Below are 15,841 nucleotides of genomic sequence, written 5' to 3' on the forward strand. Positions count from 1 at the left end.
TGATTTTTATATGTAGCTGTGTTATAATGAATTGTGTATGGTTTTTTACCAATATATTATCAGTAAAGAAAAAGAGGACAAGACAATGTTTAAGAAAAACGGACTTCTAAAAAGCCCTGACAGCAAGCCAAAAGAAAAGTATCTGCTGCTGTTTGCGGTGGCTTTTATCGGCATGATGATCTCGTTCATTCCGTCTATGATAGTGAACAAGGGCATCTTTCTCTACTATGGCGACTTCAACTCACAGCAGATGATGTTCTATCAGCACTGTCATGACGCTGTTCGCAGCGGAAACATGGGCTGGGATTGGGGAACGGACTTAGGCTCGAGCTTTGTTGGCTCATATGCTTTCTATCTCCTTGGCTCGCCATTTTTCTGGCTCACTACACTTTTCCCGTCAGGTGCAGTGCCTTATCTGATACCATGGCTCCTTGCGCTGAAAACGGCTATCGCCGCAATAACAGCCTACGCTTACATCAGATTTTTTGTTGACAACACAAGCGCCTGCTTTATAGGCGGTCTGCTTTACGCTTTCTCAGGCTTCCAGACCTACAACGTTTTCTTCAACCACTTCCACGACGCAACTGCTTTCTTCCCTCTCATGCTTTTAGGATTTGAACTGTTGGTTCAAAAGAACAAGAAGGGTCCGTTTGCGGTAGCGGTAGCTATATGTGCGACCATAAGCTATTTCTTCTTTGCCTGTGAGGTCGTATTCGTTATTATCTACTTCTTCCTGAGATGCCTTGACAAGGATTTTGAAATTGACATGAAGAAGTTCGGTCTGCTTATCCTTGAGGCTGTTATCGGTGTGATGATATCCGCTGTTATCTTCCTGCCGTCAGCGCTTAGCGTAATGGGCAACTACCGTGTGAACGAAAGACTTTATGGACTTGACCTTGTTATATACGGTGAAAATGTAAGAATACCAAGAATTATCCAATCGTTCTTTATGCTTTCCGATATGCCTGCGAGAATTAATATCCTTAACTCAGACAAGGCAAGATGGGCTTCAATGGCAGGCTATCTGCCTATGTTCTCAATGGCAGGCGTTATAGCGTTTATGAGAACGAGAAAGAAAGGCAAAGACAGTTGGCTTACAAAGGCTATTATCGTGTTCGGCATAATGGCTTGCGTGCCTATATTGAACTCCTCTTTCGTCCTTTTCAATGCGTCATATTATGCAAGATGGTATTATATGCCTATACTGCTTATGTGCCTTATGACAGCAAAGGTCATCGCAGAAAACAAGGACGATTTGAAAAAGGGATTTGTGCCTGTTTGTGTAGTATGTGCGATATTTATTGGCATAGGTCTGCTTCCGACAAGCGAAAACGGCGTTGTATCCTATGGCAAAGTCCCTGAATATATTGAACTTTACTACATTCAGGCTATCGTTACCATAGTAATGATAATAATGCTTGGCACGCTTATATATGTGGTCGCAGAGAAGAAGCTCGACTACATGAAGATCGCTTCTTCAATGACGGCGGTTGCGGTGGTCATCTGCATGACTTCTTCTATCGTATACGGCGTAAGTCAGGGTACTGACAACACCGACTACATCAACAGAGCAATAAACGGTGGCGACAACATCAACATGGATAAGCTGGAGTCTGGATCAGAGAACTACAATGCTGACAACAATTTCTACAGAATAGATACCTCAGAAAATGTTGACAACTGGTGTATGTTCTGGAAGCTTTCATCAATGAGATGCTTCCACAGCGTTGTTTCAACATCTATCATGGATTTCTACAGCTCTATCGGACAAACGAGAGATGTTGCATCAAGAATGGAAACTAAGGTCTATCCGCTAAGAAGCCTGTTTTCCGTAAAATACTATTTCAATGAACTTACTGAAAGTGAGAGAAAAGGTATCACAGAGGTATCGAAGCCTGAAACTCTTGCAAATCTCTACGGCTTTGAATATGTTGATACTCAGAACGGTTTCAACATTTACGAAAACAAATATTATGTACCAATGGGCTTCACATATGATTACTACTGCCTTGACAGCGACATTCAGAAGGCTTCAGAGGTAGACAAGACATCAATGCTCATGAAAGCCCTTGTGCTTACCCCTGAGCAGGCTGCAAAATACAATAATATTCTCAGCTACTACAGCTTTAAGGGTACTGACTACTCAACAGATCAGTATTATCAGAACTGCCTTGACAGACGTGCAAACAGTTGTTCATCATTCAGTTATGATTCTTACGGCTTCAACGCCAAGATCGACCTTGACAAGGATAACCTTGTGTTCTTCTCAGTTCCATATGATGACGGCTGGAGCGCAAAGGTGAATGGTCAGGACGTGGAAATAGAAAAGGTGGATTACGGCTTTATGGCTGTTCTTTGTCCTGCGGGTTCAAACGATATCCAGTTCACCTACGAAACAAAGGGTCTTTTCTGGGGCAAGGTAATAACAGCCGTTGGCTTCGGCTCGCTTATCGTTTACCTTGGCGCAGTGAGATTTACAGGCAGAAAGAAAAAAGAAGAAGCTCAGCCTGTTGAAAAGAACGCATAAACCTGAAAGGGAGGATATAAAATGTATCAGAACGAAAAAACTATCAGTGAAAAAGAGATATACAAGGGCAGGGTCGTTCACCTGACTTGTGATGAAGTGGAGCTTGAAAACGGCTACAAGACGCTCAGAGAGGTCATTCATCACCCTGGCGGAGTTTGCATCGTTGCTCTTGACGAGGACGAGAATGTTTATTTTGTGAAGCAGTTCCGCTATCCTTTCAAGACCGCACTTATGGAGATACCTGCAGGAAAGCTTGAATACGGTGAAGATCATTTGGAATGCGGAAAGCGTGAGCTTAAAGAGGAGATAGGTGCAACGGCAGAAAAAATGACTTATCTTGGCTGTATTTATCCTACAGTGGCTTATGATACCGAGATAATCCATATGTATATGGCAGAGGGACTTGATTTCGGTGAGCAGCACCTTGACGAGGGCGAGTTCCTTGATGTAACAAAAATGCCTCTTGAAGAAGCTTACAAAATGGTCATGGAAAACAAGCTCCCTGACGCAAAGACAACTGCGGCTATACTGAAAACTTATCTTATCAAAAAGGATATGTAGTCCATAATATTTTAACCATGCGATAAAAGAAACGGTCGAACGCTGTTCGCCACTGCATATATAAAGGGTACTGTCAACATGGCAGTACCCTTTTTTTGTGGTGAAAAAAAAGAGCGCCCACGCACCGAAGTGCATGAGCGTCTTTTTTATAGTAACTTAGATTACTTTTCCTCAGTATTGTAAAGCTTAGCGTATCTGAGCAGATAATCATATCTGTCCTTAGCGTTCTGAACAGCCTTACCAAAGAGCTTCTCAGCTCTCTCAGGATTCTGTCTAGCAAGTGCGTTGTAACGTACCTCGCCCATGATGAAGTCCTTATAGTCAGCTGTTGGAGCCTTAGAATCAAGGATAAATGGATTCTTGCCCTCTGCCTTAAGACGTGGGTCGAATCTGTACAGATGCCAGTAACCAGCCTGAACAGCCTTCTTCTCCTCTGTCTGAGCAATTGACATACCACCCTTGATACCATGGTTGATACATGGAGCATAACCAATGATGATTGAAGGACCGTGATAAGACTCTGCCTCGTGGATAGCCTTGATGCACTGATTGTAATCAGCACCCATTGCAACGTGAGCTACATATACATAGCCGTAAGACATTGCGATACCTGCGAGATCCTTCTTCTTAACTTCCTTACCAGCTGCTGCGAACTGAGCGATAGCACCTGTTGGAGTTGACTTAGATGACTGTCCGCCTGTATTTGAGTAAACCTCAGTATCGAATACGAAGATGTTTACGTCCTCGCCCTGAGCGATAACGTGGTCAACGCCTGAGAATCCGATATCGTAAGCCCAGCCGTCACCGCCGAAGATCCACATTGACTTCTTTCTCAGATAGTCAGCGTCCTTAAGGATCTCCTCAGTAGCCTTATTCTTTGTCTTCTTGAGAGCTGCGATAAGGTTATCTGTAGCTGGTGAGTTCTTCTCGCCGTCGTCTACTGTTTCAAGATACTCTTCGCAAGCCTTCTTGAGAGCTGCTACCTTAGTTGTCTTAGACAGTTCAAGAACCTTAGCGATAGTTCTGTTTCTGATAGTTGACTGTGCAAGGTACATACCGTAACCATACTCAGCGTTATCCTCGAACAGTGAGTTAGCCCAAGCTGGACCCTTGCCGTCCTTGTTTACTGTGTATGGAGTTGAAGGAGCAGAACCACCCCAAATTGATGAGCAGCCTGTTGCGTTAGCAATGTACATTCTGTCACCAAAGAGCTGTGTGATGAGCTTAGCATAAGGTGTTTCACCGCAGCCTGCGCAAGCGCCTGAGAATTCAAGCAGTGGCTGCTTGAACTGTGAGCCCTTAACTGTTGTTGCCTTGAACTTCTCGAATACTTCTGGCTTTTCAGCAAGTGTAAGACCATAGTTGAATACTTCCTGCTCAGCGAGCTGAGTTTCAAGTGGCATCATGCTGAGAGCCTTGTTGCCCTTCTTACCAGGACAAACATTTACGCAAGAACCGCAGCCTGTGCAGTCCAGAGCAGACATTGTCATTACGAAGTTGTAACCAGGCATACCTGTCATAGCTACTGCCTTCTCCTGAGCAAGCTTAGGAGCCTTCTTCAGCTCAGCGTCTGTCATTACAACAGGTCTGATAACTGCGTGTGGACATACATATGAACAGAAGTTACACTGGATACAGTTGTCGCCATTCCATGCAGGAACGTCAACAGCGATACCTCTCTTCTCAAATGCAGCAGAGCCCTGTGGGAATGTGCCGTCTGCCATACCTGTGAATGTTGAAACAGGGAGCTTGTCGCCTTCCTGAGCATTGCAAGGGATCTGAATGTTGTTTACGAAGTCCTGAAGTGTCTTATCTGCGCACTTAGCGGCAGGCATACCCATTGGAGTATCCTTGCACTTCTTCCAAGATGCAGGAACCTTAACTTCGTGAACCTGCTGACATCCAGCGTCGATAGCGTCATGGTTCATCTTAACGATAGCGTCGCCCTTCTTAGAATAAGAAGCTGTAGCAGCGTCCTTCATGTACTTGATAGCGTCGTCGATAGGAATGATGTTAGCAAGCTTGAAGAATGCAGACTGAAGAACAGTGTTTATTCTGTTGCCCAGACCGATCTCCTTACCGATCTTAACGCCGTTGATCGTATAGAACTTGATGTTGTTCTCAGCGATATATCTCTTTACCTGACCTGGGAGGTGCTTATCCAGCTCTTCATGCTCCCACTGGCAGTTCAGAAGGAATGTTCCGCCTGGCTTGATATCCTGTACCATGTTGTACTTAGTGATATAAGACTCGTTATGGCAAGCAACAAAGTCAGCTTGATTGATAAGGTATGTTGACTTGATAGGTGTCTTACCGAATCTCAGGTGAGAAACTGTTACACCGCCTGACTTCTTAGAGTCATATGCAAAGTATGCCTGAGCATACAGATCTGTATGGTCACCAATGATCTTGATAGAGTTCTTGTTTGCACCAACAGTACCGTCAGCGCCAAGACCCCAGAACTTACAAGCAGTTGTGCCTGCTGGAGCAGAGTCAAGCTTGCCCTCAGTTTCGAGAGAGAGGTTTGTAACGTCATCTTCGATACCAATTGTAAATCTTGGCTTATATGTATCCTTCCAGCTTGCATTCCAGTAAACAGCCTTGATCTGTGCAGGAGTTGTATCCTTAGAACCAAGACCATATCTGCCTGAAGCGATAGCTACATCATGGAACTGTGTACCCTTAAGAGCAGCAACAACGTCAAGATAAAGAGGCTCGCCCTCAGAACCTGGCTCCTTAGTTCTGTCAAGAACTGAGATCTGCTCACAAGTTGAAGGGATAGCTTCAACGAGCTTGTCAGCACGGAAAGGTCTGTAAAGTCTAACCTTAACAAGACCGAGCTTTGTGCCTTCCTTCTCGTTGAGGTAATCAATTGTTTCTTCGATAGTGTCACAAACAGAACCCATAGCTACGATAACGTGTGTAGCGTCTGGTGCGCCGTAGTAGTTGAACAGCTTGTAGTTTGTGCCGATCTTTTCGTTTACCTTGTTCATGTAATCCTCTACGATGCCAGGGATAGCGTCATAGTATGGGTTACAAGCTTCTCTTGCCTGGAAGAAGATATCAGGGTTCTGAGCTGTACCTCTAAGTACAGGATGCTCAGGGTTAAGAGCTCTCTTTCTGAACTCCTCCACCTTCTCGAAGTCAACCATATCTCTTACGTCTTCCATATCCCATGTCTCGATCTTCTGGATCTCGTGAGATGTTCTGAATCCGTCAAAGAAGTGGATGAATGGTACTCTGCCCTCGATAGTTGAAAGGTGAGCAACAGTACCCAGGTCCATTACCTCCTGTACATTTGAAGAACAAAGCATAGCAAAACCTGTCTGACGGCAAGCATAGATGTCAGAATGGTCGCCGAAAATATTAAGTGCGTGTGAAGCTACACATCTTGCAGATACATGGATAACGCAAGGGAGAAGCTCACCTGCGATCTTATACAGGTTAGGGATCATAAGAAGAAGTCCCTGTGATGCTGTATATGTTGTTGTGAGCGCACCGGCTGCAAGTGAACCGTGTACTGTACCTGAAGCACCTGCCTCAGACTGCATTTCTGCAAGCTTTACAGGAGTGCCAAACAGGTTTTCCTTACCCTTGGCAGCCCACTGGTCTGTTACTTCTGCCATAACAGATGATGGTGTGATTGGATAGATAGCAGCAACTTCTGTAAATGGGTATGACGCCCAAGCAGCAGCGTTGTTTCCGTCCATGGTTTTCATTTTTCTTGCCATTTTAGAATCATTCCTTTCTCGATATTTCAAGCAAAAGCTCAAAACTCAAATTTCCTTTTTAGCGTACTTTTTCAAGCACGTCTGTTTAAGGACAGCAGATATTTTCTTCAAAAGTAAGCTATAACAAACTTTCTCAGGATACATCTGTTTTAACTCTTATAGTATACCACTTATTTTTCAATTTGTAAAGACCTTTTACCACATTTTTTCTTGATTTATACGCTGTAAACCCCCTATTTTCGGTTAGTTATGACTTCCTCATATTTCAGACGTGCTGTATTACGGAGATAAAAAAAATGCCTGCCGAAACAGACATTTTTTATATATATAAATTATAAAACTAGCAGTTCATAAGAAGTTCGGCGAGGGCATTGAGTATCTTATCCACGTCAACATCAGAGCTGAATTTTACATCAAGCTTTGAGCCGCCTTTTTTATCCTCGCTTAAACTTACACGAAGCTTATCGGTAGCTTGATTTACTCTTATCTCAAACTCAGTATACATAGGATTTGTGATAGTACGCTTTATTTTCTTTTCAGCTTTTTTATTTGTTTCCAAAGCGGCGATAGCTTTTTCAAGCTCTCTTACCGTCCAGCCCTTTTCTATACACTCTGTGGCAAGCTTCTCCTGAGTATCCTTATCCGCAACGCCTGCAAGCACCTTTGCGTGACCCTCGGTGAGCTTTTTGTCACGGAGCATTTTCTGCACATTTTCGCTAAGGGAAAGAAGTCTGATAGAGTTTGCCACAGCGGAACGTGAACGTCCAACAGCTTCTGCTACCTGCTGCTGAGTAAGACCATAGGTTTCCATAAGAGTCTGATAAGCTGCGGCCTCTTCAAGAGGTGTAAGGTCTTTACGCTGGATATTTTCAATAAGGGATATCTCAGCGGCTTCAAGATCGGTAAGCTCCTTTATATAAACAGGTATCTCATCAAGTCCAGCCAGACGTGCCGCACGCCACCTGCGCTCGCCTGCAACTATCTTATATCCCCCATTGTCAAGAGGTCTTACAAGTATAGGCTGCAAAACACCATGCTGTCTGATATTTTCCGCAAGCTCATTAAGAGCGTCCTCATCGAACTCAGAACGCGGCTGATTTTTGTCAGGCTCAATAAGAGATATTCTTACTGTGAAAATGCCATTATCGCCATCATCATTTTTTACCGATTCACTATCAGATCGTGTGACCTCATCTATAGAATTATCAAAGAACAGGCTATCCAAGCCTCTGTCCATTTTGCTTTTTTTAGCCATTGTATTTTCCTTTCACATTATAACATACAATGTTCCATGTGGAACATTATTTTTTCTTTATTTTTCTTTATTCTTTACCGCTTTTTTCTTTTCTCTTTTAGCTATTTCTTTTGCAAGATTTTCATATGCCTTTGAGCCTTTTGCCTTCTTATCATAATAAATAGCCGGCTCACCAAAGCTTGGGGCTTCCGACAAGGCAACGTTTCTCGGTATGGTAGTTTCAAAGACTTCCTTTGCAAAGTGCTTTTTGACCTCGCTTATTATCTGACCTGTTATCTTGTATCTTTCAACGCACATTGTAAACAAAATGCCCTCAATATCAAGGTCAGGATTGAAAGAAACTTTTACTCTGTTGATAGTATTGTGAAGCTCAACAAGACCCTCCAAAGAAAGAAACTCGCATTGGAGAGGGATAAGTACAGAATCAGCCGCCGCAAGTGCATTTATTGTGAGCATATCGAGAGTTGGGGGACAATCTATAAATATGTAGTCATAAAATTCTTTTGCAGGTATGAGAGCGTTGCGAAGCTTCATTGCCCTGTCCTTTTCGTTCACAAGTGACACAGAAGCACCTGAAAGATCCTGAGTTGTCGGCACAACTGAAACTCCACGGCAGGAAGTTGGCACGACAGCTTCAAATATCGAACATTCTTCAAATATTACATCAAACACTGTATTTCTGATACTTTTTTTCTTTATACCAAAGCTTGTGGTAGTATTGCCCTGTGGGTCAAAGTCAACGATCAGGACTTTTTTGCCCTTTAGTCCAAAAACCGCTGCAAGATTTACAACAGTAGTAGATTTTCCAACGCCGCCTTTCTGATTTGAAACGGCAATTATTTTCCCCATATTCTTGACCTCTTTTCTTAGTAGAATTATATCATATTTATTATACTACAATTTTTCACTTTTGAAAAGACCCTTTTACAAATTTTTTTGAAAATGTTCCACATGGAACAAATCAGATTTTTACTTTATCCGACAAAGCCCATGACAATTTAGAAAATAATACAAAGAATAAAGTATCAATATCAAAATCAAGGTCATAAAGAGCAGAAAAGTTTTCTGAATAAAATATAGAATTGAGGATCGTGAAGTGTTATGATTATTATAAAACGAAACGGAGGTATAAAATATGAGCATTTTCCCAAAAACATTAACAAAAGCTTTCAGCGAAGAAACTGACGAATCACAAAGGGCTTCACCCTATCAGACGTTAGGCAAAATAATCGACATTTCCATAGGAGAGATAAGGCCGAACCCTGTTCAGCCAAGGCGATATTTCTCACCTGCCGAACTAACAAGCCTTGCAAAAAGCATTTCTCAGGACGGTATCATACAACCTCTCACAGTGCGGCGTGTAAAAGGCACTTTTGAGCTTGTGTCAGGTGAGCGACGTTTGCGTGCGGCAAAGCTTGCAGGACTAAGGTCAGTGCCGTGTATACTTATCAATGCCACAGAGGAACGTTCGCAGGTCATTGCACTTATAGAGAATATCCAACGTTGTGACCTGAACTTTTTTGAAGAAGCCGAAGCGATCTCTCAGCTCATCACAAAATATGGCATGACTCAGGAATCTGCGGCTATTCGTCTGGGACTTGCTCAATCCACAGTTGCAAACAAACTTCGTATTCTGAAACTTAACACTGAGGAACGCAAAATAATTCTCGATAACAATATGTCAGAACGTCACGCAAGGGCTTTGCTAAAGATCACAGATAGTGACCGCAGGCTCGCTGTGTTGAACAAAGCGGCTGAAAGTGGGTGGACAGTTGACACATTGGAAAAATATATTGCCAAGCTTCTGAAAGATGATGAAAAGCGTGCAAGCTATCACAAAAGAGCGGCTATGTTAAAAGATGTTAGATTGTTTTTCAACAGTGTCAATAAGGCGATAGATGTTATGAGAATGGCAGGAGTGAACGCTGACGCAAAACGTATTGACCACGAGGATTATATCGAATATATTATAAAGATACCATCGGAGAAGCAGGCAGAATAAAATGTTCCACATGGAACAAAAAAATTGGACAGGCTCAAAAGTCTGTCCAAATTTTTTTTATATATCGCTGTAAAAAAGCTGTTCCCAATAGGTGTATTCCCCGTTTTCTGACTTTGTGGCTTTTGCACACGCCATGTAATGCACATCAGGGTTGAGGATATTTTCTCTATGAGGCGGCGAGTCCATCCATGCGTCAAAGGCTTCTTTTACTGTGGTCATGCTGTTCATACCATATGCGATATTTTCAGCCGCCGCACGCCATTCAGGAAGGTCAGTTTCTTCTATAGCTGTGATGTATGAATTGCCGTCAGGTCTGTCATGAGAATAATTTTCCAGAAGTTCGTTCGCTCGCACATCTGCCGCAGAGTCGAGAAGTTCAAGTCCCTCAAGCTCTCTTAAACCATACTGTTTTCTGACTTCATTTACATAGCCAAGCATTTCAGATGTTTCAGCAGAAAGATTTCTATTTGACATATTCGTGCTTGAATCAGGTTCAGTAGGCTCGGCAGGCTGAGGAGCAGAGGGCTGTTCTTCCTGCACAGGCTCGGTAACAGTTTCAGTTTGCGTTTCTGTTTTCTTTTCAGTTTTCTTTGAAGTCGTTGTGGTAGTAGTAGCCGTTGTCGTTGTTGTAGTAACAGTTGTAGTCACAGCTTTTATATCTGCACTGTGAGGTGGCCGCATGGTCTTTCCGTTTATGATAACCTTATCCCCTGACACGCTTATGTAGTTATTGCCTACCACTATGGATTCCATAAGCTCATTATCAGTGTTCGTTATCTCCATGCCCTTATCCATGGCTTCAAGCACATACTTTGAGCCGTTCACATCTTTTACAGTAGCTTTCTTTACTGTCTTGCCGTCTTTTACAATCTCAAACTTATTCTCTGCGATACACCTTATAGTCACCTTGTCAGTTACGTTAAAGTTGCTGAAGCTTTCGTCAATATATGTCACCTTTGTGTTTGCATAGTAGACCTCGTTGGCTGATATTATTATCCTTGTGCCTTTATAACTGAACGAGTTGACCTTTTTTCCGTTTTTAGTGACAGTGACAGTATTTCCGTCACAAGTCAGTACAAGCTTATCACCGTTATCATCGGTTATCTCAAAAGAGTTCACTATCTCATTTGAACTGTTTATAAGAGTATATCCACCCTGCACATTTGCAAAAAGGGTATAGCCGCCATCAAAAACTATCTTTGTACAAGTCGCTGCTGTTTGTATAGTAGTCACTGAACCCGTGATAGTTTCGGCAGACTTTTTATTTGTGGTCACAGTTGTGGTGACTCCTGTGCTGACGCTTGAAAGCTTTTTGGGCTTTTCTTCCCCTGTGCTTCCGCAAGAGGAAAGACAACAGCCTGCCGCACAGACAACACATAATATTTTAACTAACCTATTGCTTTCCATGATATCTTAGTTCTCCTGTTTTTTCAAATGTTCCACATGGAACAATACAAAAAAGGCAGCCCTGGGACTGCCTTTGTGAGTTTATTTTGTGTTTGAAAGTGTCCATCTGAAAGGTGCTATTCTCTTTGCCCTTGTGTTGTCTATGTTCCAGTTGTTGAATGTGATAGATGGGTCAAAATAGCGATAATCAGTTTTCATCTTACCTTTGTTGATGCTTAGTCCCATTCCAGGTGATTTCTGGATAACTGCACCTATGCGGTGATGTTCCTTTTCATAATCAATTATCTCTTTTGCCGTTATCAGCCTTGAATCAGCAAGATTGTAGATTCCCTCATATCTTCCTGTCGGCACATTGATGATACCATTTATAAAGTCGATAAGATTGAATACACAACAGAATGAAAAACCGTATTCTCCATCATTGAATATGTATGCAACATTTTCCTTTGCGTCAAATACTCTGTCTCTCAGATTTTGTGTATACTCAGCGTCATAAATAGGAGCTACTCTGGCAATAACAGGTATAGTTTCAGACTTTTTAAATTCCTTCTGCATTATCTTCTCAGATGTCATCTTAAGATCTGCATAGTTTGAATTTCCCTTTTCAGGAGCAGTTTCCCTTATTGGTTCTCTGCCTTTCTGTACACCATATATTGCTGTTGTGCTGAGCAGGATAAAGCTCCTTACCTCAGCCTTGTTTGCAGCCGCATATATGAACTTATCACATATCTTGCTCTTTTTCATCTCAGCGTCTGTTACATATGGATCTATATCGTTATCTACAGAATTTGCCAGATGCACGACAACGTCGATCTTGTTACTATCGATTACATTTGTAATAGCGTCCTTATCTGTAATATCACACTGGATAAAAGTATAGTTTGGATCAGTTCCAATAAACTCATTTTTGCGTGTATCTATACCGAATACACGATGCTTTTTGTGCAGTAAGCTGGATGTAAGGTACAAGCCTATCATTCCGCTTGCTCCTGTAACTAAAATTGAAGCCAACTCTGCCACTCCTTCCCCAAGTAGAATTGCACATTTATTTACTATAATTATACCACAGTTTTTATTAATTGCAAATACTTTTTGAAGAAAACTGAAAAATTTAGATTTTCTTTATAATTTTGCTTGCTATATTTAGTGAATTGTGATAAAATTATAGGTATAAATCATAAGCAAAAGAAATATAAAAATATCTTAACATATAGAAATATTAAGGAGCAATTTATTTTGGTTTATTCCGATCTTATATTTATACTGGGAATGTTCCCGATAATGACCATTATTTCGCTTTTCGACAGAAGTGCAGAATATAAAAACCTCATTCTGATAGTTTGTTCCCTGCTGTTTTTCAGTTGGGGCAGACCTTTTGTGTTCTGTCTTATTTTCCTGTCAGTTATCCTCGATTGGATATTTGGTCTTATTATTTCAAAAAACCGTGAAAATAAAGCACTTTGCAGGATATTTTTAGTGCTGGATATTATAATGAATGTATCTCTTATGCTAATATTCGGTCAGAATATCCTTTATAATAAGGTAAAAAAGCTCAGTTTTGACGCCGCCATACTTCCACTTGGTATGGGTTATTATATGCTCAGAGGAATTTCTTATGTCTATGACGTTTTCAAGGGCAACTGCAAAGCAGAAAAAAACATTTTCTGCCTTTTGACTTATATGGTGTCACTGCATTTCATGCTTGTGGGACCTCTTGTGAGATACGGTGATATTGAGCCACAGATAAGGCATCGTGAGATCACAGGAGCAAAGCTCAACCAGGGACTTAATAAGATAGTTTTCGGTTTTGGCAAGGTGGTGCTTCTTGCAGGTGTTTTTGAACAGATAAAGCTTGCAGGACTTAACGGCAAAGAGATAACTACCCTTGGCTGTTGGCTTGGTATGCTGTCATTCTTGGCTCAGTATTATTTTCTTTTCACAGGACTTTCGGATATGGCAATGGGACTTGGTCTTACAAACGGCTTTGTTTATCCTGACAACTACACAAACATTGAAGCTGACGGACTTTTCACTGGTATGATAAAAAGCTTCAATACAACTGTTGTTGACTTTTTCAGTGAGGTTTTCTGCTGCAAAAAAAACATGAACAAGGTCTTTACTTTTGTGTGCTATATACTTTGCGGTCTGGCACTTTCTATATGGTATCAGGCAAAGGTGAATTTCATTATCGTCGGACTTTGTGCGGCAGTGCTTTGTATCCTTGAAAAGCTGTTTCTTGAAAGACCGCTTTCAAAGCTGCCTGACCTTGTGAAGTATATTTATCTTTTGCTGACAGCTCTCGTTATTTTTGGCGGACTTTATTTTGACAGCTTCTACGGCTACAAAAAATGGCTCTTTGCACTTGCAGGAGTAAATGTGAAATACACCTTGAGCGTGTCTGTAAAAAGTGCAGTGCTGAAAAATATCACCCTTATAGTAATATCGTTCTTTATTGTCTGCCCACCTGCAAAAAGGGCTTTCTGCAAGATTTTTAAAAAGCTTTCACAGAAGTCTCAGGCGGCTTATGGCAGAGTTATGATAACAAAGACCATAATGACAGTGCTTGTTTTTGCAGTGAGCGTTATAACACTTGCGGCGGAATATGCGGCATAAAAAGAGGAAAATACTAATGGATAAGAAAACTACACGATTCAATATCGTTCACGGTGATGATGAATATGAGATACCGGAGGAATGCGAGGCTGCGGAGGAAGCGGCTGAAGAGCTTGCCAAAACGAATTTGGAGGAGCATTACAGCTTTATAAATCTTCTTTCCATAGCGGTCATAATGCTATTTGCCTGCATATTCTTTATTTCAGTTTCAGGAAGCGACATTGTGGAGGACAACAATCTGTCTTTAACATTCAAGACTTTCTTTTCAGGGGATTACACTCAGGCATTGGAGGACTCTTATAATAATAGTATACCTTTTCCTGACGCCATGAAAGCTGTTGAGGAGCGTATCTCTCTTATTTATGGTATCGGCAATAAGGTCACTGACCCTATAAAGGAAACCCCTGACAATACTGATTCTAACCACAACAGCTTCGATCATCCGACTAATAATGACAGTGATGATCCTGACGAAAATGTTATCACCACCACTGCAAAACCGCAGGACGGTGAAGTAACTACCACAAAGAAAAAAGAGGACAAGAAAAAAACAACAACTACCACTGCTATTGACAGACCAGAGGAAACTAAAAGCACCACAACGACTTCAACGGCTTCCACTACCACAAATAATGACAAGCCTTACTATACTGTCACCGAAACTGAGCCTATAGTACAGCCTGGTCCTACTACTACCACGACCACAACAAAGGCACCTGAGACCACAACTCAGCCGACAGAAACTGCAGAACCTACCACCGAGCAAACTGAGGGACCGTCAGATGAATAGCAGATTTGATAACCCTTTTCCCTATTCTGATGACAATAAAAGATATCATACCTACAATTATTATCTAAGGCACAAGTTCGGCACTAAGGTTTTCAAGATACCGCTTAATATTGACCTTGGCTGTCCGAACAGAGACGGCACAAAAGGTGTGGGGGGCTGTGTGTTCTGCTCGGCAAAAATGAGCGGAGATTTTGCAGGCGACCCTCATGAGGATATCCTTACTCAGTACAGAGAGATAAGGGAGAAAATGAGCAAGAAGTGGAGCAAGGGTCTGTGCATACCGTATTTTCAGGCAGGCTCAAACACCTATGCTGACGTTGAAACGCTGAGAAAAATGTTTTATACAGCCCTGTCATTTGAAAATACGGCAGGGCTTTCTATCGCAACGAGGGCGGATTGCATCAACGAAGAAAAAGCCGACCTGCTCGGTGAGCTTGCGGAAAAGACTTTTCTTACTGTAGAGCTTGGCTTGCAGACTATCCATGATGAAACGGCTTTGAAAATGAACCGCTGTCATACTTTTGCGGATTTTCTCAAAGGCTATGAAATGCTGAGAAAACGCAATGTGAATGTGTGCGTGCATATCATCGACGGACTTCCCGGTGAGGATAGGGATATGATGCTTGAAACGGCTAAAACTCTCGGTCAGCTTGATATACAAAGCATTAAGATACATCTTCTGCACGTTTTAAAAGGCACTGCACTTGCTGAGATGTACAAGCGTGGAGAATTTCGGGCTTTGGATATGGACGAGTATGTCAATATCGTCTGCGACCAGTTGGAGCTTCTGCCTGCGGAGATAGTAATACAGCGTGTGACAGGTGACGGTGCAAAGGACGACCTTGTTGCACCTTTGTGGAGTTTGAAAAAATTCTGCGTTATGAACGAGATAGACAAGGAAATGGGAAGAAGAAATTCATGGCAGGGAAAGGCTCTGTCGGAGTAAAAAGAGGTA

At 42.0% G+C, this 15,841-nt stretch carries 11 protein-coding genes; 6 read left to right on the forward strand and 5 right to left on the reverse strand.

The window, feature by feature from the left end:
* Positions 1 to 85: 85 nt before the first annotated feature.
* Both AB5627_RS00930 and AB5627_RS00935 read left to right on the forward strand, forming a co-directional pair.
* Positions 86 to 2,527, forward strand: coding sequence for a YfhO family protein (locus AB5627_RS00930; protein ID WP_302836153.1), 2,442 nt, complete (start codon positions 86 to 88; stop codon positions 2,525 to 2,527).
* A 21-nt stretch (positions 2,528 to 2,548) separates the two neighbouring features.
* Entirely contained in the window at positions 2,549 to 3,088 is a 540-nt protein-coding gene (locus tag AB5627_RS00935; protein ID WP_038672772.1) for an NUDIX domain-containing protein, read from the forward strand.
* Between the two features lie 161 nt (positions 3,089 to 3,249).
* Here AB5627_RS00935 and nifJ read toward each other — a convergent pair whose 3' ends face one another.
* The 3 genes from nifJ to AB5627_RS00950 form a co-directional block, all read right to left on the reverse strand.
* Positions 3,250 to 6,819, reverse strand: a complete 3,570-nt coding sequence (nifJ, locus tag AB5627_RS00940) for a pyruvate:ferredoxin (flavodoxin) oxidoreductase (RefSeq protein ID WP_265290339.1) — start codon at positions 6,817 to 6,819, stop codon at positions 3,250 to 3,252.
* Between the two features lie 340 nt (positions 6,820 to 7,159).
* Positions 7,160 to 8,074: a ParB/RepB/Spo0J family partition protein gene (locus tag AB5627_RS00945; protein WP_022287172.1), complete on the reverse strand. Its 915-nt coding sequence runs from the start codon at positions 8,072 to 8,074 to the stop codon at positions 7,160 to 7,162.
* 57 nt (positions 8,075 to 8,131) lie between these two features.
* The gene (locus AB5627_RS00950; RefSeq protein ID WP_265290338.1) at positions 8,132 to 8,923 is read right to left on the reverse strand and encodes a ParA family protein; all 792 of its coding nucleotides are present in this window, start codon (positions 8,921 to 8,923) and stop codon (positions 8,132 to 8,134) included.
* A 286-nt stretch (positions 8,924 to 9,209) separates the two neighbouring features.
* Between AB5627_RS00950 and AB5627_RS00955 the strand changes: the two genes are divergently transcribed.
* Entirely contained in the window at positions 9,210 to 10,076 is an 867-nt protein-coding gene (locus AB5627_RS00955; protein ID WP_022287174.1) for a ParB/RepB/Spo0J family partition protein, read from the forward strand.
* Between the two features lie 57 nt (positions 10,077 to 10,133).
* On the opposite strand, the gene AB5627_RS00960 is transcribed toward AB5627_RS00955, so the two are convergent.
* On the reverse strand, positions 10,134 to 11,483 hold the full coding sequence (locus tag AB5627_RS00960; protein WP_302837534.1) for a CAP domain-containing protein: 1,350 nt from the start codon (positions 11,481 to 11,483) through the stop codon (positions 10,134 to 10,136).
* 81 nt (positions 11,484 to 11,564) lie between these two features.
* Positions 11,565 to 12,494: an NAD(P)-dependent oxidoreductase gene (locus AB5627_RS00965; protein ID WP_147338148.1), complete on the reverse strand. Its 930-nt coding sequence runs from the start codon at positions 12,492 to 12,494 to the stop codon at positions 11,565 to 11,567.
* A gap of 225 nt (positions 12,495 to 12,719) precedes the next feature.
* On the opposite strand from AB5627_RS00965, the gene AB5627_RS00970 reads away from it, so the two are divergent.
* Genes AB5627_RS00970 through AB5627_RS00980 form a run of 3 tightly spaced genes read left to right on the forward strand, consistent with a single transcriptional unit; the run spans position 12,720 to position 15,832 of the window.
* Entirely contained in the window at positions 12,720 to 14,096 is a 1,377-nt protein-coding gene (locus AB5627_RS00970) for an O-acyl transferase (protein ID WP_022287177.1), read from the forward strand.
* Positions 14,097 to 14,112: 16 nt separating this feature from the next.
* On the forward strand, positions 14,113 to 14,886 hold the full coding sequence (locus AB5627_RS00975) for a hypothetical protein (protein WP_022287178.1): 774 nt from the start codon (positions 14,113 to 14,115) through the stop codon (positions 14,884 to 14,886).
* Entirely contained in the window at positions 14,879 to 15,832 is a 954-nt protein-coding gene (locus AB5627_RS00980; protein ID WP_022287179.1) for a TIGR01212 family radical SAM protein, read from the forward strand. The genes AB5627_RS00975 and AB5627_RS00980 overlap by 8 nt, the downstream gene beginning before the upstream one ends.
* Positions 15,833 to 15,841 lie beyond the last annotated feature (9 nt).

It is taken from the genome of Ruminococcus sp. RTP21198st1_G1_RTP21198_201120, assembly GCF_040924265.1.
Classification (GTDB): domain Bacteria; phylum Bacillota; class Clostridia; order Oscillospirales; family Ruminococcaceae; genus Hominimerdicola; species Hominimerdicola aceti.